The following is a 19,591-nucleotide window of genomic DNA, read 5'->3' as shown; positions in this document are numbered from 1 at the left end:
GCCTTACGCCTGTGCCATCGCCAGCAGTCCCTGGGTGAGCCGATCCAGGGCCTCCTGCAACTGGGCCTCATCGAGCATGCCGTAGCTGAGTCGCAGGCAGCAGCCGCGCAACCCGAAGCTGCTGCCGCTTACCAGGGCCACCCGGTGCTCCCGGATCAGTCGTTCCATGGCCCCATCGCTGCTGAGGGGCGTGCTCACATTCAGCAACGCATAGAAGGCCCCCTCCGGTGGGGCCATCAACCGCCAGGGTGCTTCGGGTTGCTCGAGAGCGTGAAGCACCTGGGTCCGCCGCTCCGCCAGGGTGGCGATCCGTTCCAGGCACCAGCCATTGCCGGCCTCCAGGGCGGCCAGGCCGGCGTGCTGGCTGAGCTGGGGAGCGCAGATCAGGATCGTGTCCTGCACCTTGGCCAGCTCCGCCATCAGCGTTCTGGGGGCCGCGGCGTAGCCCAGGCGCCAACCCGCCATGCCGTGGCTCTTAGACAGCGAGCCGAGGGTCACGGTGTGGGCGCCGCTGCCAGGGGTACTGCCGGGGCTCCAGTGCTCGGCGGTGCCGTAGCTGAACAGGGCATAGGCCTCGTCGCTGATGTGCAGCAGGCCGCGCTCAGCGCAGAGCTGGTTGATCGCCTTCAGCACCTCACGGGGAAACACGGCCCCGCTTGGGTTGTTGGGTGACACCGTCACGATGGCGCGGCTGCGCGGGGTGATCGCGGCCGCCAGCCGCTCGGGATCCGGGATCACCCCTGCTTCCACCGCCACCGGCACGCCGCCCGCCAGGCGGATCGCCATCGCGTGGTTGAAGTAGTAAGGCACCGGCAGGATCACTTCATCGCCGGGGTCGCACAGCACCTGCACCACGGCGTTGAAGGCCATGTTGCTGCCGGCGGTCACGAGCACCGCGCTGGCCTCGAGGTCGAGCCTGTGCTGGTGGTGCAGGTGGTTGGCGATGGCGGCCCGCAGGGGCGGCAGCCCCTCCACCGGGCCATAGCGATGGATCTGGGGATCGCTCTGCAGGGCCTGCAGGGCGGCCGAGATCACCGTGTCCGGTGGGCCCCAGCCCACCATCCCCTGGCCGAGGGAGAGGGTGCCCGGGGTCTGGGCGATCAAGGCCCCCATCACGGGAATCACGGGGCTCTGCACCGCCGCCAGGCGCTGGGCGGCGGTGGGGGCGGTGCCACTCATTCCGGACTGAGGGGCTGGGGGGGAGCTTTGGGTTTGGCGGGAGTGGGCGCCGGCAGCAGCCCGGCATCCGCCGGCGGCAGGCTCAGCTCGGGGCGACTGCTGATCTGCTGTCGCAGGGCCTCTTGCTCCCGGCTCAGGGCCTGCACGGTGGTGTCGAGGGTCTCGAGCCGCTGCAGCCGCTGCACGGTGCTGCGCAGCTGCTCCTCGAGGGCATTGGTGCGGCCAAGGTCGTTGGCGTTTTCGAGGGTTTGCAGACGGTTTTGCAACGTTTGAAGCCGTTGGCCCTGCTCGCGCACCTGCAGCAACAGCACCACAAACAACACCGCCACCAGGGCGGTGAGGCCCGCCCCTCCCCAGCGCATCCAGTTGGGCAGGGACCTGGCCAGCTCAGGCGTCTGCGGGCTGGATGCCATGGTTCGGCAGATCTGCTGATCCAAGTCTGCGGGCTCATGGCCGGCTTGGCGAGCCCTCATCCCTGGGCCCCGCCCGCTAGGACAGATGGAACCGATCGCAGCTCCGTTGTCGCTCGCCCAACTCGACGCCTTTCTGGCCCACGCGCGTTCCACGCCGGACCTGGCGCAGCGGTTACGCCAGCCCGTGGAGGTTGAGGAGTTGTTGGCCCTGGCCGCCAGCCATGGGTATGGGCTGGAGGAGGCCGATGTGATCGCCGCCCAGGTGCGGGCCGAAGCGGAGCTCAGCGATGCCGAGTTGCAGCGCCGCGCTGGCCTGGAGGCCCGCAAGCTGCGCAGCTTCATCCCCGGCTGAGGGGCAGGCCCCATGGCCCTGGAACACGTCAGCGACTATCCGCGTCCACCTGCCCTGGTGCCCTGTGCCGACCATGTGGTTGTGAGGGTGCTGGGCCAACTGCTGTGCGACACCCACCACAGCCTCAGGGTGCTGGAAACCTTCCATCCCCCCACCTACTACCTGCCACCCGAAACGATGGCGCTGTCCTTGCTGCGGCCGGCCGCTGGCCGCAGCTTCTGCGAGTGGAAGGGACTGGCCCGCTACTTCGATGTGGTGGTGGCCGGCCAGGCCTTGCCGTGTGCCGTGTGGCAATACCCCGAGCCCACGGCTGCGTTTGGGGCGCTGGCCGGTTGGTATGCCCTCTACCCGGCCCAGATGGATGGTTGTTGGGTGAATGGGGACCGGGTGATTCCCCAGCCGGGTGGTTTCTATGGCGGCTGGATTACCTCTGCCGTGGTGGGCCCCTTCAAGGGGGATCCTGCCCATCCTCAGCTGATTTAGAGCGATACAGAGCTGGCGCCGTGAAGCTGGCGTAATGGCCTTCATCCCTGAACCACAGCCCTGATTCCTGCTTCAGGTCTGCGGGGTTCAGTTGCCACTGCTGCGTCAGATAAGCCGCAAAGTTTGGTGGGCTGGTGAGGGGAACTCCATCCCAGAACACCACCGCAAAGCGAAGGGCCCGCACCAGATAGCCACCGCCTTGGAGGGCTTCAGGTTCTTCGATCTCCTCTTCCATTAAATGGGTGCGAAAGGGTGCTGCACCCTTGCCCTCGAGGGGATATTTGTGGAAATAGAGCGCTCGAGCCCGGGGGAAAATCGGGCCGGGTGCCAGCCGCAGTAGATCCCGGAAGGCAGTATCAAACGATGTCATCAATGGCGGATGTTCTCAGGTTCCCAGCAGGCGGCAGCCGATCTGAATGCGGCCTTCATCCAGCAGCCGACCAAGCTTCAAGGCCGTGGCTTCCTCTTGGCGATTGAAGCTGGTTTGATGCCGAGTGATCCAGGCGATTTCTTCAGCGGTGATCACGCCTGTGGAGAGGCTTTCCAGAAACACTTCGCCGACGACCATGGCTGTGCAGCAGCTCTGGTGGAGACGCTATCGAGCCCATCGATCCTGACTTTGCCGTGCAATGAGTTGTTACCCACAGGAGTGAATGCCCCTCTCGGCAAGGGCCAGGCTTCAGGTGGTCTGCTCGCGGTGAATGGCCAGGGCCGCCACGACGCCGCCCGCAAATCCCGACACGTGGCCAATCCAGCTGACGCCGGCCGGCGAGGCAAACGGCAGCAGGCTGGGCAGCACGCCTCCCCAGGTGATCAGGCAGAAGCCTGACAGGGCCAGGGTGCTGAGTCGCCGCTCCAGAAAGCCGATCACCATCAGGTAGCCGAGCAGGCCGTACACAATGCCGGAGAGGCCATGGCTGCCCTGGGGCCAGACCAGCCATACGGGAATCGCGCAGGCATACACGCCAAGCCACACGGCGAGGTAATCGCGGCGGCTCTTGGCCAGCACCAGCCAGGAGAGCGGCAGGAATAACAGGCTGTTGCTGAGCAGATGGCTGAAATCGCCGTGGCTGAAGGGCGCCGTGAACACGCCCACCAGGCTGCCGCCGCTGGCCAGGGGGAGCATGGGCAGGTTCCAGCGACCGCCGAACAGCAGTTGGTCCACCAGTTCCTGCAGCCAGGGCACCGCCAGGATCAGCAGAGGCAGCTTTAGCCGAGCTGGAAGCCAGCGGCCCATCACAGGGGGAGGCGCGAGTTGGAGATGATTCTGCTGACCTTTCGTGGGCGAATGTTGTGGACTCCACCGGGGTGCGCGAGCGGCTGATGGGCCCCAATGGTGGCCGCTGGGATGGCACCTTCATCCGCTGCGGTGCCGATGGCCAGGAGCAGGAACGCTTCCCCACCAGCCTGCAGGTGACGGACAACGGCGATGCGATCGAAGCCGCCCTCACCTACTGCCACACGGGCCAGGTGCGCAGTATGCGTTTCCAGGAGCCCCCGCCCGAGATGCAGATTGCCCCCAGCGGCCACTGGAGCCTGGGGCCTGATCGCATTGGCCCGTGGCCCTGGTTTGCGGAGCTGTGCCTCGTGCACGGGGATCGGCGCCGCCGGGTGGTGCTGCGCCATGGCAGCGCCGACCTGGAGACGTTTGTGCTGGTGGTGGAGGCGCGTCCTGGTGTTGCAGATCCAGCTCCAGAGCCGCCGCTGGCGGTGCCGTTGGTGGGGCCAGGCCATTGGTGCGTGCAGCCTGGTCTGGAGCTGGTCACGGTGATGGGGCGGCAGCTGGGGGATCCCGTGGCCTGTCTGTTGCGCTGGCAGCCTGAGCCGGGGATCGCGTTGGAGCTGGTGCGTCGCTATGGCGCCAATGGTTTGCTGGAGCCGCTCAAGACTTGTTGAAACGCCAGGACACCCGGATCCCCGTGGGCAGAAGCAGCACCCCCCGAGCCTCCATAGATTGAGGCTTTCGCCGGTTCTGCCATGACGTTCTTTGAGCTGCTCTGGCAGGGCGAGGGATTCAGTGATGCCGGTGATCTTGCCGAGGCGCTGGCTGGATTTCAGGAGGTGAAACCCAAGGAGCTGAGCTGGCAGGAGGTTTGCGCCGATCCCAGCTACACCCCCACGATCCGCCGCTATCGCTCCTTCGAGGCCTTTCTCGATAACGAGGACGAACTCGAGACGATCCTTCCCACCGCGGAGATGCTCGAGCAGGCCTGCCCTGCGGGGACTGGCGCTGAGGCCGAGGAACCGTCACCTTGAAGGGATGGATTCCCTGCCCCCCGGATTTGCGCCGGATCCCCACGCTTGGGGAGCGGAGGTGGTGGTGATGCATCCCACCCGTCTTGAAGATGTGCAGGAGGCCGTGATGGCCCTGCGGGATCACGCCACCGTGTTGCTCAACCTCAGTGCCATGCCCGCGGCGGAGGTGCAGCGGGCTGCGGATTTCATGGCGGGCGGGGCTTTTGCCCTGGATGGCCAGCAGCAGTGCCTGGGTGAGCGGGTGTTTCTGTTCGCTCCCCATTTCGTTCAGCTCAGTCGGGCCTGAGGTGCAAGCTGGAGGCTCGAATGATCGCGGGCAGGCCATGCAGGCAGCGGAGCTGGATCTGGTGGCGGCGACGCCCGTGAATCACCTCTGGCCCCAGCTGGTGGAGCGCCTGGGCAGTGAGCGGGCTGTCCAGGCCGCTCGCCAAGCCCTCGATCTGCAGGCCATGCGCGGGCAGCCCGGCACCCTGCCGGTGTTGCTGGTGGAAACCTGTGGCGTGGGTCTGGTGGAGCGTGCCCAGCTGCGGGTGGCCACCGGCCTGCCCCTGCCCGAGGATTCCGCTGGCTTGCTGCTGCTCAGTCGGCGAGAGGGAGCCCTGCAGCTGGTTTGGGTGGAGGGTGGCCCTGCGGGGGATTTCAAGCCTCGAAGCGACAGTCCGGCTTGAGACCGGGCACTGTGAACTCCATGAACCAGAGGTATTCGCGGCTGCGCCAGCCCAGGTCGAAGGGTTCGGTGGCCTGCCACTCCTCGCTGGTGAGGCCGTAGGCCGCCTCGAGGAAGGGAGGCACCAGGGCTTCCACCGCCTCCTGGCCTGGCTCGCCTTCGTCGAAGAGTTTTGCGGTGTAGATCGCGGCGAAGATTTCATGGTCTTCATCGCAGATCACCACTTCGAAGCCCTCGCCGCCGCTGGCCGGCAGGGTGTGGAGCTCGAAGTACTCGTCCCGCTCCAGTGGGTCGCTTGGGGCCTGGTCTAATAGAGCTGCCAGGGCCTGCTTGAAGCGATCCAGTGCCATGGCCCTGCTGTGTGCTGCTGGCAGTGTGGCCAAGGCGGCGGTCCCTGGCCACCGGTCAGTGGCGCTTGGCGTTCGTAGGCTGATCTGCAAGGCCAGGAATCCCGTGCCGCCTTTTCCCGATTACCCCATCCCTGGGGATGAGGACCAGCGTTTGCGGGATCTGCAGCGCCACGGTGTGCTCGATACGGCCCCAGACCCCCACTTTGATCGCATCGTTCAGTTGGCCAGTGAGGCCCTGGAGATGCCGATCGCCCTGGTGTCGCTGGTGGATCGCGATCGTCAGTGGTTCCTGGCTCGCCATGGTTTGGCGGTGAACCAGACCCCTCGGGAGATGGCCTTCTGTGCCCATGCCATTGCGGCGGATGGGGTGCTGGTGGTGCCCGATGCCCTCGCCGATGAGCGCTTCAACACCAACCCCCTGGTGCTCACGTCCCCCCACGTCCGCTTCTACGCCGGCGCGCCGTTGCAGTCGTCCGAGGGACACAAGCTCGGCACTCTCTGTGTGATCGATCAGAAGCCCCGCAGCCTCAAACCGGATCAGCTGGAGATGCTGCAGTTGATGGCGGATCTGGTGATGCGCGAGATCGAATTGCGCCGGGTCAGCAGTCTCTGTCCAGTAACGGGGCTGTTCAACCGGGCCAGCTTCTTCCGCTTAGGAGAGCAGGAGGTGGAGCGGGCCCGCCAGCAGGGGCATGGGCTGTTCCTGCTCAACTTCGACATCGACGACTTCCGCCAGATCAATCAGCGCTGGGGACACCAGGCCGGTGATCAGGTGCTGGTGGATGTCTGCAAGCTCACCCAGCTGCGGCTGCGGGAGCAGGATCTGTTCGGCCGCATTGGCGACGAGGAGTTCGCCGTGCTGCTGGTGGATGGCGACGACAGCAGTTCCATGGCCATGGCCGAGGTCATTCGCAGCGATGTGGCAGCCATGGGTGGAATCTTCAGCCATTCCGATTACCACCCCCAGATCAGTGGTGGGCTCACCAACCTGGTGCCATCGGACCACAGCTTTGCCGATCTCTTCTATCGGGCCGATCAGGCCCTCTATTTGGCCAAAGGCAACGGCCGCAATCAAATTGCTCGTTTGATTGCGGAGTGAAGGGCCTGTCGCCGGCTCTGGAGGCCTCGCTGATCGCGGTGGATGGTGATCTACTGGTGGTGAACAAGCCCTCCGGCCTGCTGTGCCAGCCGGGGCTCGGCCCGGCCCTGGCCGATTCCCTGCTCACTCGCCTGCGCTGCACCTGGCCCACCGCCCAGCTGGTGCATCGCCTGGATCGCGACACCTCCGGTCTGCTGTTGCTGGCCCTTACCCCGGAGCTGCACCGGGCCCTGAGCGGCTTGTTTGCCCAGCGGCTGGTGTGCAAGACCTACCGGGCCGATGTGGCCGGCGTGCCGCTCGAGCAGGCGGGCAGCATCACCCTGGCCATCGCCAAGCGCAGCCATCGACCTCCCCTCTACGGTCCGGATCCGACGGGCAAGCCCTGCCGCACCGATTGGCGGTTGCTGGGGGTGGCGCCGGATCGGGGTTGGAGCCGCCTGGAACTCACGCCCCACACCGGCCGCTCCCATCAGTTGCGGGTGCACCTGGCCGCTCTAGGCCATCCGATCCTGGGGGATCCTCTCTATGGCTCGCCATGGGCACCCCGATCGGATCGGCTGCGGCTGCATGCCTGTGGCCTGGCCTTCCAGCATCCCTTCAGCGGCGAGCCGCGGCTGTTTCAGGCCCACTGCCCCTTCTGACTGTCCCTTCTGAGCGCACCATCACTGTGAGTCCCCATCCCCCCGCTATCGCCGCCCTGGGCTACGTGGCCGCCAGCCTCACCACCGTGAGCTTCATCCCGCAAGCGCTCAAGACCATTCGCAGCGGCGATACCCGTGGCATTTCCCTGCGCATGTATGCCCTGTTCACCGCCGGTATTGCCCTGTGGGGGGTGTACGGCCTGCTCACGGGGGATGGCCCGTTGATGGCCGCCAATGTCATCACCCTGGTGACGGCTGGCCTGATCTTCGAGCGCAAGTTGCGGGCTATGTTGGCTGGGCGGCGCTGAGGCTGGTTCAGCGATTGCGGGGCGCCAGGCCACTGCCACGGCGCAATCCCGTGATCCAACGGCTGCATTGCCAACGCAGCCCCACGGCTGCAGCCGCCACCAGCAGCCCTACGGCACCTGCGGGGCTCGCCCCCATCCAGGCCGTGAGTGCCAGCCCCAGCCCCGCCAGCACCAGGCCGATCTGGTGGAGACGCTGCAGTTGCCGCAGGGCAGCGGAGCAGCTGCGGCAATGGCAGGTGTGGGCCTCGTAGCGATCCATCAGCTGGTCGCGGTTGAGGCGTGGCTTGAGCGGTTGCCCCGGGAATGGCTCACCGGCGTAGCGGTTCTGCCAGTCGTGCAGCGCGCGCACGTAGCGATCGGCGCTGGTGGCGAAATAGCAGTTGCGATTGGCCGCTTGGCTGCCACCGCGCTGTTCCAGCACCCGCTCCTGCCAATGCAGGAACACCTGGTCATCCTCCAGCACGGTGTGGTTGCCGATGTGCTGCAGCCACTGGGGCCGGAGCCGCAGCAGCTGGGCCGGCAGGGCCGACTCGAACTGAAAGGGAAAGCGGGCAAACAGCCGGCACTCGCCCCGGCGGATCGGGGTGGCGTACACCACCGTGAGAATCCGCGCGAAGCCTTTCGCGGTGAGGTCGTGCCACATCAGGCCAGGGGCCGAGAAGGTGGTGAACTGGCTGCCGAGCTTTCCGCGGCGGGGGCCTTCCTGCCAGAGGCCCGTGAACCCCTGTGGCCCGAAGCTGGTGAGCTCCAGCTCCACCGGGCCGGCATTCTCTCGCCGCCCCACGGTGGCGTGGTGGGTGAAGGGCACATGGCTCACGTCCAGCACGTTCTCCAGCAGGGTGAGGGCATCCATCGGCAGGTCGCGGAAGGTGTCCTGCACCAGCCAGCCCTCCTCTTCCAGCACCGGCACCAGCGGCAGGGGCTCCGAGCTGGCCAAGGCGGCCTCCCCCGCAAACACGAACAGCAGCCCCTGGGCCTCAGCTGTGGCGTAGCGGCGGCACTGGCTGCGTTGCGGGCTGGAATTGCTGTCTGTGGGCGCCTGGGGGATGGCGGTGCAGCGGCCCTCACCGTTGAAGCTCCAGCCGTGATACGGGCATTCCAGCTCTCCAGCCCCGTTCAGGCGCCCCTCCGAGAGGGGCACCAGCCGGTGGGGGCACACATCCGCCAGCGCTCGCCACCGGGCGCTGCTGCCTTCGAACCACAGCACCAGGTCCTGCCCCAGCAAGGTGAAGGGCGTGGGCCGGGTTGGATCGAGATCCTTGAGGTAGGCCACCGGATACCAGGCGTTCTGCCACAGGCTTGGCTCCAGGGATCGTGTTGTCATCAGGCGCTGTAGCCCTTGCGGGCAGGGATGGGATAGGGAATGCGGCGATGGCGCATGCGCCGCCACACCCGCACAAAGGCCCGCACCAGCAGTTCCAGTTCCGCCAGGCTGAGGCCGCTGCTGGCCAGTTGGCCGTCCTGCCAGCGGGCGTCCACGATGCGGCGCACCATGGTCCGGGCCTGCTGTTCGCTGGTGTCGGGGGGAAGGGAGCGCAGGGCAGCCTCACAGCCATCGGCCAGCATCAGCACAGCCGTTTCGCGGCTGCGGGGGTTGGGGCCCCGGTAGCGGAAGGCGCTTTCCGGCACCTGGGGATTCCGCCGGCGGGCCTCGTGCAGGAAGTAGCCCATCTTGAGCGTGCCCTGATGCTCGGGGATGAAGTCCGCCAGGGGTTTGGGCAGGCGGTACCGGCGGGCCAGCTTGAGGCCTTCATCCACATGGGCCTGCAGGATGCCGGCGCTGAGCTGGGGATCGTCGAGGGTCTCGTGGGGGTTCTCACCGCTCTCCTGGTTCTCGATGAACCACTGGGGAGCGTGCAGCTTGCCAACGTCGTGGTAGAGGGCGCCGGTGCGAATTAGGTCCACGTCCGCCTGGATCGCCCGGCCTCCTTCCTCGGCCAGGCCACAGATCATCAGCGTGTGTTCAAAGGTGCCTGGGGCCTCACAGGAGAGTCGCCGCAGCAGCGGGCGTTCCAGGTCGGCCAGTTCCAGCAGGCGGGTGCGGGTGAGCAGATCGAAGAAGCTCTCCACCATCGGGCTCACCAGCAGCACCCCGAGTAGCAGGCCCCCCAGCAGCAGGGCTTCACCGGGCAGGTCCGCACTGATCGGCAGCTGGCCATTGCCCTCGCCGCTGGCTGCCGCCAACTGGAGCAGCAGCCACTCCGCCGCCAGGGCCCCCACCGGCAGCAGCAGTGCCAATTGGAGCAGTTGGGCGCGGTTGCGCTGGCGGCCCGCCAACACGGCCGCCACCACCGCCACGCCGGCCGCCACCAGGATGCGCTCGTCGTTGAATGCCGCCATCGGCAGCGGCCAGAGCAGGCTGGCCATGGACAGCCAGGCCAAACCAGCCGTGGTGCCGAGGCCCTGGGTGAGCAGCAGCGTGGGGGGCACTAGCAGGGCCAGGGGGCTCGCGGCTCCCCCCAGCCAGAGCTTGAACCCCTGCACCACCAGCAACATCCCGAGGGCCAGCAGGGCCTGGCGAGGTTCCAGGCTGGCCCGGCGGCGCCGGATCAGCAGCACCATCACGCCACAGGCGGCCATGGCCTCGCTGAAGTGCAGCAGCCAGGCCCCGATCAAGGGTCGACGGTTCACCAGACCGAAGTAATCGAGCACCGCATAGGCCTGGGGGCTGATGGGTTCACCCTGGCGGGTGATCAGTTCGCCCTGGCGCACATTGATGGTGGGGATGCCCTGCTGGGTGAGCAGTTCTTCAATCAGTCGCTGACTCAGCCCTGCATCGATGCGCAGGTTGGTGCGCCCCTGCAGGGAGGTTGCCACCACGCGGCTGCCGAGGCTGCGGCCCGGTTCCCCCAGGTTGTCGAGCTGAAGCTGGGCAGCGTTTTCCAGCTGTTGCCGGGCCACACTGCCCACCACGCCCTGTTGGAGCATCCGTCGCTGCACCTGGCGTAGTTCCGCCTGCCAGGTGTCCAGTTCGGCGGGGGGCAACTGGCTCAGCCAGTCCCGTTCCTGGGGGCTGAGATTCAGGGGAGCCACCTGCTCCTGGCGGCTGCCGGCCAGGCGGGTGATGGCCTGCAGCTGGCGGTCGAGCCGCTGTTCCAGCTCCTGGCTGATGCGCGGGTTCACCACCTGCACGTGGGTCCTGGGGCCCAGCTGGGTGCGGCGCTGGTCAAGGGCGTCGGAATCCACCACCGTGGCGGCCTTGGGGGCCCGCGCCGTGAAGGGGGCGGGGATGCCGGGCCTGAGGCTGGGCTCCACCAGCCAGGGCCAGCTGGAGAGCAGGGCCACCAGCACGCACACCAAGGTGATGGCCACGCTGTCGCGCCATCGCCAGGGGGCCAGCACCTGGCGGGGCATTTCCAGCCGCAACAGCTGTCGCCAGAGGCGATGGGCGGGGCCCGGGCGCGTCACCGCAGCGGCGAAAGGGATGCCCAAGCTAGCGATGCCCAGGCATGCTGAAGCCAGATGTGCCCTTGACGCTCCATGGCCACGCATCTGGACGGCCGCCAGCTGGCGGCGGAGATTGAACAGCGCCTCTCGGCCGTGGTGGCGGAGCGCCTGGTCAAGGCCGGACGGCCTCCGGGACTGGCGGTGCTGCGGGTGGGTGACGACCCGGCCAGTGGCGTGTACGTGGCCAACAAGGAAAAGGCCTGCAGCCGCATCGGCATCACCAATCTGGGTGCCCATCTGCCCGCCGACACCCCCGCGGCCGAGCTGCTTGCCACGATTCAGCGCCTCAACGCTGATCCTGCTGTGGATGGGATCCTGCTGCAGCTGCCACTGCCGCCTGGGCTGGAGGAGGGGCCCCTGCTCGCCGCCATGGATCCTCAGAAGGATGCCGATGGGCTGCACACCCTGAACCTCGGTCATCTTCTTAAAGGAGAACCCGGCCCCCGCAGCTGCACCCCCGCCGGGGTGATGGCGCTGCTCGCCGCTGGCGGCGTGGAGCTGGCCGGCAAGCGGGCCGTGGTGGTGGGACGCAGCATCCTGGTGGGCCAGCCCATGGCGTTGATGTTGCAGGCGGCGAATGCCACGGTGAGCGTGGCCCACTCCCGCACGCAGAACCTGGCGGAGCTCACCCGGCAGGCCGACGTGCTGGTGGTGGCGGCCGGGCGGCCCCGCATGATCGGCGCTGAGCATGTGCGGCCCGGCGCCGTTGTGGTGGATGTGGGCATCCACCGCAAGCCTGAGGGCGGGCTCTGTGGTGATGTGCGCTACGAGGAGGTGGAGCCCATCGCGGCGGCCATCACCCCGGTGCCGGGCGGGGTTGGCCCGATGACGGTGACCTTGCTGCTGGTGAACACCGTGGCCAGCTGGTGCCAGCGCTGCGACCTGGATCAGCCCCTGGCAGACCTGCTGCCCTGACTGTTGCGGGCTTACGGCCTGGGGCGACGATCGGAGGGCACCGCCTGAGAGAATCCACCCGAGACCAGCGGCCCCAGGCCGAGCCCCCATGACCGCGGCGGTGAGCACCACGTTTAACTTCGCCGCTTATCTGGAGGCAGCCCGCGTGCGGGTGGAGGCGGCCCTCGATGGTTCCCTCGGCCCCGAGCGGCCCGAATCCCTGCGAGAGGCGATGCGCTATTCGCTGCTGGCGGGGGGCAAGCGGCTGCGGCCGATTCTCTGCCTGGCGGCCTGCGAGCTGGCCGGTGGCAACGGCGATCTGGCCATGTCCACAGCCGTGGCCCTGGAGATGGTGCACACCATGTCGTTGATCCATGACGACCTCCCCGCCATGGACAACGACGACCTGCGCCGTGGCCGCCCCACCAACCACAAAGTGTACGGAGAGGCCAACGCGATCCTGGCCGGTGATGCCCTGCTCACTCGCGCCTTCGAGATGGTGGCGCTGCGCAGCCCCGGCGTGCCCGCCGAGCGCTTGCTGGCTGTGGTGGGCGAACTGAGTCTGGCCTCCGGCGCCCCCGGGCTGGTGGGCGGCCAGGTGGTGGATCTGGAGTGCGAGGGCAAGGATGTGAACCTCGACACCCTCGAGTACATCCACCTCCACAAAACCGGCGCCCTGCTGCGGGCCTGCGTGCTTACCGGTGCCCTGATTGCGGGCGCTTCCGAGGAGCTGCTGGCCGCCCTGCGCACCTACGCCCGCGGCATCGGCCTGGCCTTTCAGATCATCGACGACATCCTTGATGTGACCGCCAGCAGCGAGGTGCTCGGCAAGACCGCCGGTAAGGACCTCACCGCCGACAAGACCACCTACCCCAAGCTGCTGGGCCTGGAGGAATCCCGCCAGCGGGCCGATGCCCTGGTGGCCGAGGCCAAGGCCGCCCTCGCCCCTTGGCAGGACACGGCTGCGCCGCTGCTTGCCCTGGCCGATTACATCACCAACCGCGATCGATGATCCACTCCCTCTTGGATAACGGCGTGATGTGGTGGGGCCTGGCCGCTTGCGGCCTGGCCCAACTCTCCAAGTTGCTGATCGAGCTGGTGGTCCATCGCCGCTGGCGACCGGCAGTGCTGGTGGAAACCGGTGGCATGCCCTCGAGCCATTCCTCCCTGCTCACCGGCACTGCCGCGGGCATCGGCTGGCAGCAGGGTTTTGACGGTGGCCTGTTCGCCCTGGCGGCCACCATGTGCTTCGTGGTGCTCTATGACGCCGCTGGCGTGCGCCGCGCCGCCGGCATCACCGCCCAGCGGGTGAACGGACTGCCCGATGGCCTCTGGGATCCCCATCCCGATGCCTCTAAGGGCGATGCCGCGCCCCAGTTCAAGCCCCTCAAAGAGAACCTGGGGCATACGCGCCTCGAGGTGCTGATTGGTGCCCTGCTGGGCCCGCTGGTGGCACTGCCCGGCCTGGTGCTGGTGGGATCCCCCTTGGTGTTGGCCCAGCACTGGGGCCTGCTGCCCATTGGCTGAGGCGCCGCGGAAGGGGCTGACGCCCGGCCAGCAGGCGGCTGCCGAGACTTTTTCCGCCTGGTTGCAGGCCCCCTACGACGGCACGCCCTTCGTACTGAGTGGCTATGCCGGCACAGGCAAGACCTACCTCTCCCGCCATCTGCTGGAGCGGGTGGAGAGCACGGGTCTGTGCTGGACCGTAGTGGCCCCCACCCATAAAGCGGTGGGGGTGATCCGCCAGCAGTTGAGCCTGGCGGGGCTACAACCCACCTGGTTTCCCTCCACCATTCACCGCCTGCTGCGCTTGAAGCTCAAGCGCCAGGGGGATCTGGAGCGCTGCGAGGAAACCGAGCAAACCGCCGGCTCCCTGGAAAACCTGGGGCTGGTGCTGGTGGATGAGGCCTCCATGGTGGATTCCACCCTGCTGGAGATCGCCCTGCGCTGCGCCCATCCCTTTCGCACCCGCCTGGTGTTCGTGGGGGATCCGGCCCAGCTGCCCCCCGTGGGGGAGCCCCAGAGTCCGGTGTTTGGCATGGGCCGTGCGGCCACGGCGGCCCTCACCGAGGTGGTGCGCCACCAGGGCCCCGTGCTGCAGCTCGCCACGGGGCTGCGCAACGGCCTGCTGCCCTGCCGTCAGCCACCGGCCTGTCTGCCGGTGCGCACGGCCCAGGGGCTGGTGGCGATGGCCCCGCGGCAGGAGTGGCTGGCGGCGGCTCAGGCTGCCCTGCGGCGGGCCGTTGAGCTTGATAACCCCGACCATGCCCGCATCCTCTGCTACACCAACCGCGCCCTGGAGCAGCTGGTGCCCCTGGCCCGGCGTGCCATCCATGGGGAGATGGCCGACCAGCTGCCGGTGCTCCCCGGGGAAGTGCTGATCACCCGATCTGCTGTGATGGCCCCCGCCTGCCGTGCTGGAGAGGAGGCGGCCGAGGAGCCCGACATGGTGCTGGGCTCCAACCGGGAACTGGTGGTGCGGGACGTGACCCCCGATCGCTGTGACCTGGCGGATTTCGGAGTGGGGGCTGGCGATGCCTGCCCGCCCGCCGTGATCGACACCCTCACCGCTGAGGTGGAGGCCGGCGAGACCCGCCTTGCCCTGCGCCTGCTGCCGCCGGCCGGCAGCGCGGCCCGCCGGGATCTGGATGCGGTGTTGCAGCACCTCCGCCTGCAGGCCCGGGAGGCCGGCAAGAAGGATGGTCGCGGCCTCTGGCGCCGCTACTTCCTGGTGCGCGATGCCTTCGCCTCCCTGGGCCCGGCGGCCGTGCTCACGGTGCACCGCAGCCAGGGCAGCACCTTCGGCGAGGTGTTCATCGCCGGGGATGTGTTCTGGCCGAGCGATGCGGTGCTGCGTCGCCAGCTGGTGTATGTGGCGGTGAGCCGGGCCAGCCAGGCGGTGTGGCTGGTGGCCGATAGCCGCTCGTCTGCAGGGAGTGCAGCCGACCGGCAGCTCTGGGCCGATGGGCTGGGCCAGGGGGCCTGAGGCTCAGCCCAGCTGCAGCCCGTCGATGCCCTGCCAGCCCAGGTAGCCCGCCAGCACCAGGCTGAGGCCTCCCACCAACACATCGCCGTTGCTGAACAGCAGCTGTTTGCCTTTCTCGAGCAGGGGCACCACCTGGTGGCGGCCGATCACCACCGCCAGGAAGGGCAGCAGCAATGCCAGGCTGGAGGCCACGGTGAAGCCAGCGGTGTAGAGCACTTCCTGGGTGCTGGTGAGGCCGGCGGAGAGCAGGGCTGAGGCCGTCTTGGCCATCAGAAACAGATCGTCCGGGCTTACGGCCTCAATGGCGCAGCTGGCCCCCAGCAGCAGCGGCAGGGGCATGGCGCAGAAGCGGTCCAGTTGCCGTGTCCAGCCCGGGGGTTCCTTGCCGTCTTCGCGGCTTTCCAGCAGTTCCTTCATGCCCAGGGCCAGCAGGGCCCCGGCGGCCAGCAGATCCAGGCCGGTGCGGTGGCTTGAGCCCTGCTGCATGGTGAGCAGCAGGCTGTGGCCCACCGTGAGCAGCAGGGTCACTATCAGGGCGATCGTGGCCAACCAGCTGAGCAGCAATAGCCCACCGCGCCGCAGGGGGTTGGGGCCCAGTAGCAGCAGCAGCATCAGCCCGATGTGGATCGGACTGATGCTCACACCACTGCCGTAGGCCAGCAGCTCGGCCCAGAGGCTGGGGTTGATCATGGCTGGAGTGCTGGCAAGGGGGCCGTTCAGGCCCGGATTTCGAACCAGTCTTCCCTGCTGGGCGTTAGCTGTGAGGTGATCACCTGGGACACGCTGGCGCTGCGCGGCCCCCGTTCAGCCCAAAGTTGCAGTTCGGTGAGCTGATGCACCGGGCCCTCCACCTGGATTTCCACGGAGCCATCGGGGCTGTTGCGCACCCAGCCGCTCAGGCCCATCTGTTTGGCGGTGTGGCTGCAGGCGGCGCGGTAGCCCACCCCCTGCACCTTGCCCCGCACGATCAGTCGCCAGCGCTCGATGTACTGCACGGGTCTGGGCTCGCCCCGTTCCACCCGCCGCCATTCCTTGAGGCGCTCGGCCCGGCTGCTGCGCACCAGGGGGCTCATGTCCGCGAACAGCCAGCCCGGGGCCTGGGAGCCCATCTGTCGGGGCAATTTCTTGTGCACCATGGCTGCCCTCCTGGCTGGGGAACGCGGAACTGAGGCTCCACGATCAACCTGCCACAGCGCTCGGATTCCGGCTACGTGGGATCGGCCACGGGGGCGTTCCAGCGCAGCAGGGTGTGCTGCTCCCGTTCCTGGCCGAGCACGCTGAAGGTGCCTGTGCCCAGCACCAGCAGGGCCCCGCCGGCGGCACCGAGCCCGAGCCACGTTCCCGCCAGGCTGCGCAGCAGATGGCCGTGGGCGAACAGGGCCACGCGACCGTCGGCTCCCGTCAGGGCGAGGCACTGCTGGATCAGCCGCTCGCAGCGCTCCTGCACCTGCTGGCGGCTCTCGCCGTTGGGGCAGGGATGGCTCCACACCGTCCAATCCGGCACCGACTGGCGGATCTCGGCCGTGGTGATGCCCTCATAGGCGCCGTAGTCCCATTCCTGCAGATCGTTGCTGATGACGGCTTGATCCCCCAGCCCCGCTAGCTCGCAGGTGCGCCGGGCCCGCTGCAGCGGACTCACCAGCACGGCCGAGAAGCTCTGGGCGGCCAACAGGGGGGCCAGGGCTCGGGCTTCCGCTTCCCCCTCCGGCAGCAGCGGGATGTCGGTGCGGCCGGTATGGCGGCCGCTCTGGGCCCATTCGGTGGCGCCGTGGCGCAACAGCCAGAGCTCAGGCGAGGCAGTGGTCACGGTGGTAGGTGCGGGCGGCTAGAGCAAACCGTTGGGGCACCTGGCTGCAGCCCGCCCAGTGCAGATGCAGCCAGCTGGCATGCAGGCCAGGGTGGGTCCAGCCCTCGGGCCGGATCGGCGATCCCCAGCCCTCAAGCTGCCACAGTTCGCCATGGGCGGCCACTGGATCTAGCTGCCAGCGATGGAACTCATGGCCGCAGAGGCGCTCGCCGGGCCGCACCACCAGCCCCTCGCGGCCCACGCTTGCATCGCGGTAGCCCAGGCTGAGGCTGCCGCGGCGGGCGTGAAAGGGCAGCACCCCAGCCATGGGCTGGGCCACACCGGCCTGATCACAGAGGCTCTGGCCCAGCAGCAACAGCCCGCCGCACTCCGCATAGATCGGCAGCCCCTCGGCAGCCGCAGCGGCGATGGCGCTGCGGCTGCGCTGGCTGGCTGCCAGTTGGGCGGCGTGCAGTTCGGGGTAGCCCCCGGGCAGGATCAAGCCACGGCACTCCGCCGGCAGGGGAGCATCGGCCAGCGGTGACCAGGCCTCCACACGGAGGCCGTGGGCCGCCAGCAATTCCCCCGCCTCCGGATAGCGGAAGTGGAAGGCCCGATCACTGGCGATGGCGATGGTGAGGGGCGCGTGGCCTCCGGGGGCGGCCGGGTGTGCCTGCAGGCACCAAGTGATCGGATCGAGGCCATCGGCTGGGGGGCTGGGGGCTCCCAGCAGGGGCCACAGCTGCTCGAGGTCTAGGTGGCGTTCTGCCAGGTTGGCCCAGGCCCCCTGGCGCTCCTCTAGGTCGGAGAGTTCGTGGGCTGGCAGCAGGCCCAGGTGGCGGGAGGGCAGGCTGAGGGTCTCGTGGCGGGGCAGGGCCCCTAGCAGCGGCATACCGATGCTCTGCAGGGCCTCCCGCAGCAGGGCATGGTGCCGATCGCTGCCCACCCCGTTAAGCACCACCCCGGCGATCTGCAGGTGGGCTTGGTGGTCGCGGAAGCCCCGCACCAGCGCCGCCAGTGACCCAGCCTGGCGGCTGGCCTCAACTACCAGCAGCACCGGCAGTCCCAGCTGGGCGGCCACGGCTGCGGAACTGCCCTCGCTGCTGGGCCCCTTGCCATCAAACAGGCCCATCACCCCCTCCACCACCGCCAGGTCGGCGCCGCTGCCGAAACCGCGGTAGCTGCGCTCCACCCAGGCCTCCCCGCAGAGCAGGGGGTCGAGGTTGCGGCAGGGCCTGCCGCTGGTGGCTGTGAGCAGCTGGGGATCGAGGTAGTCGGGCCCCACCTTGAAGGTCTGGATGCTGCGGCCGCGGCGGCGGGCCAGGGCCGTGAGTGCCAGGGTCACCAGGGTCTTGCCGCTGCCGCTGGCCGGGGCGGCGATCAGGCAGGCCATGGGGACTGGAGGATGGGGCTACTGGGGCAGCAGCTTGGCAGCCAGGGGGGCCGCAGCCGCCAGCAGGGGGTTGGTGCTGTCGTGGCCGCCCCCCAGCAAACGGGCCATTTCCATTTCCTCGCTTTCATTCGGCAGGGGCACCACCTCCTCCGCCAACTCCATCGAGGCCGCACCGCCGGCCTCCAGGCGCATGCAGCCGCCCGATTCCGAGCAGAGAATCACGCACAGGGGGGCCTGGCCCGGGGGCGCACAGATCAGCCGTAGGCCCACGAGGGCCCCGGGGTGGGTCTTGGTGATGCCCACGGGCACGGGCATCAAACGCACCTGCACGCTCTCGCCATCGTTGCGCTCGAATTCGGCGCCAATGCCCTGCTGGCCCTCGTCGCCCGGGATCCAGTAGCTGCTCTGCAGGTGCCAGCCCAGCCGGTCGGCGATCCAGGCGGCCAACAGCAGCCCTTTCACGGGGTGGTGGCCTTCCATGTCGATGTCCAGCTGTACGACCCGATCGAGGGCGCTCTGGCGGCTGGGGGGGTCGAAGGCCATCGCCAGCGATTCGCGCCAGCTACGCAGCCGCAGCCAGTTGAGGTCGTTCACGGCCTGGCCCGTGGCGATGCGCTCCACCAGTAGATCCAGGCAGCGGCGGGGATCGCCGCTGGAGCTGTCCACCACCAGGCGGCGCGGCGGCACGGCCAGGGCCTCCAGCAGCTCGGGCGATTCATCCATCGAGCCGTTCCACCACACCCAGCAGGGCAGATCGGGTTCGATCAGGGGCTGCAACATGGCCAGCCCCTGATGCAGGGCACCCATGCCCCCCCGCAGCACCACCACATCGCCGCAAGCATCCTCGCTGCCGCTGCGTTCCTCCGGCAGGGGGCAGTAGGCCGCTACCAGGGTTTCCAGCGGCTTGTCGGCCGCCAGGGTGGGAGCCAGGGTGATCAGGCGCCGCGGCCGATGGGCGCTAATGGCGCGATCCACGAATTGGCCGCGCAGGTCGTCGGCCGTGTGCTCCCCGGGCTGCTGGCCCAGGGCCCAGGCCAGCTCTGTGGCAGTGGGCGCCGTGCTGCAGGGCAACCCGCAGGCGGGAATGGCCTCGCGGGCAGCCTCCAGCAGCTCCTCGTTGAGCAGGCCGCTGATGGGGCCATCGATCCGGCCCGTGCGGATCAGCTGCTGCTGCAGCCAGGAGGGTTCCCACACCAGCAGGGTGAAGGTGGCAGCCCCGGCGGATCCCAGCAGCCCCTCACTCCAGAGGTTGTTGAGGTAGCCGGGCACCTCGCTGGGGGGCAAGGCAAGGGGGGCCTGAAGAGTGAGCTGGGGAGCCATGGCGGGCGGTACGGCGA

General features: G+C 68.4%; 26 protein-coding genes. 13 read left to right on the top strand and 13 right to left on the bottom strand.

The genetic code is table 11. From position 1 onward, the window contains the following. Positions 1-3: 3 nt before the first annotated feature. Together KBZ14_RS11975 and KBZ14_RS11970 are read right to left on the bottom strand one after the other, a co-directional pair. A complete protein-coding gene (locus tag KBZ14_RS11975; protein ID WP_255118562.1) occupies positions 4-1,179 on the bottom strand; it encodes an aminotransferase class I/II-fold pyridoxal phosphate-dependent enzyme in 1,176 nt (391 codons plus the stop codon). Beyond that, positions 1,176-1,592: a hypothetical protein gene (locus KBZ14_RS11970; protein ID WP_255118561.1), complete on the bottom strand. Its 417-nt coding sequence runs from the start codon at positions 1,590-1,592 to the stop codon at positions 1,176-1,178. The genes KBZ14_RS11975 and KBZ14_RS11970 overlap by 4 nt, the downstream gene beginning before the upstream one ends. 85 nt (positions 1,593-1,677) lie before the next feature. On the opposite strand from KBZ14_RS11970, the gene KBZ14_RS11965 reads away from it, so the two are divergent. Both KBZ14_RS11965 and KBZ14_RS11960 read left to right on the top strand, forming a co-directional pair. Continuing rightward, positions 1,678-1,944, top strand: coding sequence for a Nif11-like leader peptide family RiPP precursor (locus tag KBZ14_RS11965; RefSeq protein WP_315856149.1), 267 nt, complete (start codon positions 1,678-1,680; stop codon positions 1,942-1,944). A 12-nt stretch (positions 1,945-1,956) separates the two neighbouring features. Next, a complete protein-coding gene (locus KBZ14_RS11960) occupies positions 1,957-2,427 on the top strand; it encodes a DUF427 domain-containing protein (RefSeq protein WP_255118560.1) in 471 nt (156 codons plus the stop codon). On the opposite strand, the gene KBZ14_RS11955 is transcribed toward KBZ14_RS11960, so the two are convergent. The 3 genes from KBZ14_RS11955 to KBZ14_RS11945 all read right to left on the bottom strand — a co-directional run bounded on the left by KBZ14_RS11955 (position 2,393) and on the right by KBZ14_RS11945 (position 3,664). Then, positions 2,393-2,797: a hypothetical protein gene (locus KBZ14_RS11955; protein ID WP_255118559.1), complete on the bottom strand. Its 405-nt coding sequence runs from the start codon at positions 2,795-2,797 to the stop codon at positions 2,393-2,395. The genes KBZ14_RS11960 and KBZ14_RS11955 overlap by 35 nt on opposite strands. Positions 2,798-2,812: 15 nt before the next feature. Beyond that, positions 2,813-2,995, bottom strand: a complete 183-nt coding sequence (locus KBZ14_RS11950; RefSeq protein WP_255118558.1) for a hypothetical protein — start codon at positions 2,993-2,995, stop codon at positions 2,813-2,815. 111 nt (positions 2,996-3,106) lie between these two features. After that, positions 3,107-3,664: a rhomboid family intramembrane serine protease gene (locus KBZ14_RS11945; RefSeq protein WP_255118557.1), complete on the bottom strand. Its 558-nt coding sequence runs from the start codon at positions 3,662-3,664 to the stop codon at positions 3,107-3,109. A gap of 56 nt (positions 3,665-3,720) precedes the next feature. Between KBZ14_RS11945 and KBZ14_RS11940 the strand changes: the two genes are divergently transcribed. The 4 genes from KBZ14_RS11940 (at position 3,721) to KBZ14_RS11925 (ending at position 5,351) form a co-directional block, all read left to right on the top strand. After that, the gene (locus KBZ14_RS11940; protein WP_255118556.1) at positions 3,721-4,323 is read left to right on the top strand and encodes a DUF3598 family protein; all 603 of its coding nucleotides are present in this window, start codon (positions 3,721-3,723) and stop codon (positions 4,321-4,323) included. Positions 4,324-4,404: 81 nt separating this feature from the next. Then, a complete protein-coding gene (locus KBZ14_RS11935) occupies positions 4,405-4,683 on the top strand; it encodes a hypothetical protein (RefSeq protein ID WP_255118555.1) in 279 nt (92 codons plus the stop codon). A 4-nt stretch (positions 4,684-4,687) separates the two neighbouring features. Continuing rightward, positions 4,688-4,969 (top strand): cell division protein SepF, encoded by a 282-nt coding sequence (locus tag KBZ14_RS11930; protein WP_255118554.1) that lies wholly within the window; start codon positions 4,688-4,690, stop codon positions 4,967-4,969. A gap of 37 nt (positions 4,970-5,006) precedes the next feature. After that, entirely contained in the window at positions 5,007-5,351 is a 345-nt protein-coding gene (locus tag KBZ14_RS11925) for a hypothetical protein (protein ID WP_255118553.1), read from the top strand. Here KBZ14_RS11925 and KBZ14_RS11920 read toward each other — a convergent pair. Continuing rightward, positions 5,323-5,700, bottom strand: coding sequence for a hypothetical protein (locus tag KBZ14_RS11920; RefSeq protein WP_255118552.1), 378 nt, complete (start codon positions 5,698-5,700; stop codon positions 5,323-5,325). The two genes, KBZ14_RS11925 and KBZ14_RS11920, sit on opposite strands and share 29 nt — an antisense overlap. 103 nt (positions 5,701-5,803) lie before the next feature. Here KBZ14_RS11920 and KBZ14_RS11915 point away from each other — a divergent pair, with 103 nt between their 5' ends. From KBZ14_RS11915 to KBZ14_RS11905, 3 genes are read left to right on the top strand one after another with little or no spacing between them, the layout of a single operon-like run. After that, the gene (locus KBZ14_RS11915; protein ID WP_255118551.1) at positions 5,804-6,799 is read left to right on the top strand and encodes a GGDEF domain-containing protein; all 996 of its coding nucleotides are present in this window, start codon (positions 5,804-5,806) and stop codon (positions 6,797-6,799) included. Further along, positions 6,796-7,440, top strand: coding sequence for an RluA family pseudouridine synthase (locus KBZ14_RS11910; protein WP_255118550.1), 645 nt, complete (start codon positions 6,796-6,798; stop codon positions 7,438-7,440). The genes KBZ14_RS11915 and KBZ14_RS11910 overlap by 4 nt, the downstream gene beginning before the upstream one ends. Positions 7,441-7,466: 26 nt before the next feature. Next, complete coding sequence (locus tag KBZ14_RS11905) at positions 7,467-7,748, top strand: SemiSWEET transporter (RefSeq protein ID WP_255118549.1); 282 nt, start codon at positions 7,467-7,469, stop codon at positions 7,746-7,748. Between the two features lie 7 nt (positions 7,749-7,755). Here the strand turns inward: KBZ14_RS11905 and KBZ14_RS11900 are convergent, their stop codons facing one another. Both KBZ14_RS11900 and KBZ14_RS11895 read right to left on the bottom strand, forming a co-directional pair. Further along, complete coding sequence (locus KBZ14_RS11900) at positions 7,756-9,072, bottom strand: aromatic ring-hydroxylating dioxygenase subunit alpha (protein ID WP_255118548.1); 1,317 nt, start codon at positions 9,070-9,072, stop codon at positions 7,756-7,758. Beyond that, positions 9,072-11,102, bottom strand: coding sequence for an HDIG domain-containing metalloprotein (locus tag KBZ14_RS11895; RefSeq protein WP_255118603.1), 2,031 nt, complete (start codon positions 11,100-11,102; stop codon positions 9,072-9,074). The genes KBZ14_RS11900 and KBZ14_RS11895 overlap by 1 nt, the downstream gene beginning before the upstream one ends. 126 nt (positions 11,103-11,228) lie before the next feature. On the opposite strand from KBZ14_RS11895, the gene folD reads away from it, so the two are divergent. The 4 genes from folD to KBZ14_RS11875 all read left to right on the top strand — a co-directional run bounded on the left by folD (position 11,229) and on the right by KBZ14_RS11875 (position 15,075). After that, a complete protein-coding gene (folD, locus tag KBZ14_RS11890; RefSeq protein ID WP_255118547.1) occupies positions 11,229-12,110 on the top strand; it encodes a bifunctional methylenetetrahydrofolate dehydrogenase/methenyltetrahydrofolate cyclohydrolase FolD in 882 nt (293 codons plus the stop codon). Positions 12,111-12,198: 88 nt separating this feature from the next. Then, on the top strand, positions 12,199-13,101 hold the full coding sequence (crtE, locus tag KBZ14_RS11885) for a geranylgeranyl diphosphate synthase CrtE (protein WP_255118546.1): 903 nt from the start codon (positions 12,199-12,201) through the stop codon (positions 13,099-13,101). Next, the gene (locus tag KBZ14_RS11880; protein WP_255118545.1) at positions 13,098-13,616 is read left to right on the top strand and encodes a divergent PAP2 family protein; all 519 of its coding nucleotides are present in this window, start codon (positions 13,098-13,100) and stop codon (positions 13,614-13,616) included. The genes crtE and KBZ14_RS11880 overlap by 4 nt, the downstream gene beginning before the upstream one ends. Then, entirely contained in the window at positions 13,609-15,075 is a 1,467-nt protein-coding gene (locus tag KBZ14_RS11875) for an ATP-dependent DNA helicase (RefSeq protein WP_255118544.1), read from the top strand. Before KBZ14_RS11880 ends, KBZ14_RS11875 begins: the two co-directional genes overlap by 8 nt. A 3-nt stretch (positions 15,076-15,078) precedes the next feature. Here KBZ14_RS11875 and KBZ14_RS11870 read toward each other — a convergent pair whose 3' ends face one another. From KBZ14_RS11870 to KBZ14_RS11850, 5 genes are all read right to left on the bottom strand, one after another. After that, complete coding sequence (locus KBZ14_RS11870; RefSeq protein WP_255118543.1) at positions 15,079-15,765, bottom strand: GAP family protein; 687 nt, start codon at positions 15,763-15,765, stop codon at positions 15,079-15,081. A 26-nt stretch (positions 15,766-15,791) separates the two neighbouring features. Then, positions 15,792-16,211 (bottom strand): acylphosphatase, encoded by a 420-nt coding sequence (locus KBZ14_RS11865; protein ID WP_255118542.1) that lies wholly within the window; start codon positions 16,209-16,211, stop codon positions 15,792-15,794. A 71-nt stretch (positions 16,212-16,282) separates the two neighbouring features. Further along, positions 16,283-16,882 (bottom strand): histidine phosphatase family protein, encoded by a 600-nt coding sequence (locus tag KBZ14_RS11860; protein WP_255118541.1) that lies wholly within the window; start codon positions 16,880-16,882, stop codon positions 16,283-16,285. Then, the gene (locus KBZ14_RS11855; RefSeq protein WP_255118540.1) at positions 16,863-18,254 is read right to left on the bottom strand and encodes a cobyrinic acid a,c-diamide synthase CobB; all 1,392 of its coding nucleotides are present in this window, start codon (positions 18,252-18,254) and stop codon (positions 16,863-16,865) included. Before KBZ14_RS11855 ends, KBZ14_RS11860 begins: the two co-directional genes overlap by 20 nt. A gap of 18 nt (positions 18,255-18,272) precedes the next feature. Beyond that, positions 18,273-19,574: a glucose-6-phosphate dehydrogenase assembly protein OpcA gene (locus KBZ14_RS11850; RefSeq protein ID WP_255118602.1), complete on the bottom strand. Its 1,302-nt coding sequence runs from the start codon at positions 19,572-19,574 to the stop codon at positions 18,273-18,275. Positions 19,575-19,591 lie beyond the last annotated feature (17 nt).

This window comes from Synechococcus sp. HJ21-Hayes (assembly GCF_024345835.1).
Classification (GTDB): Bacteria; Cyanobacteriota; Cyanobacteriia; order PCC-6307; family Cyanobiaceae; genus Vulcanococcus.
This window is presented reverse-complemented; position numbering and strand designations above follow the sequence as displayed.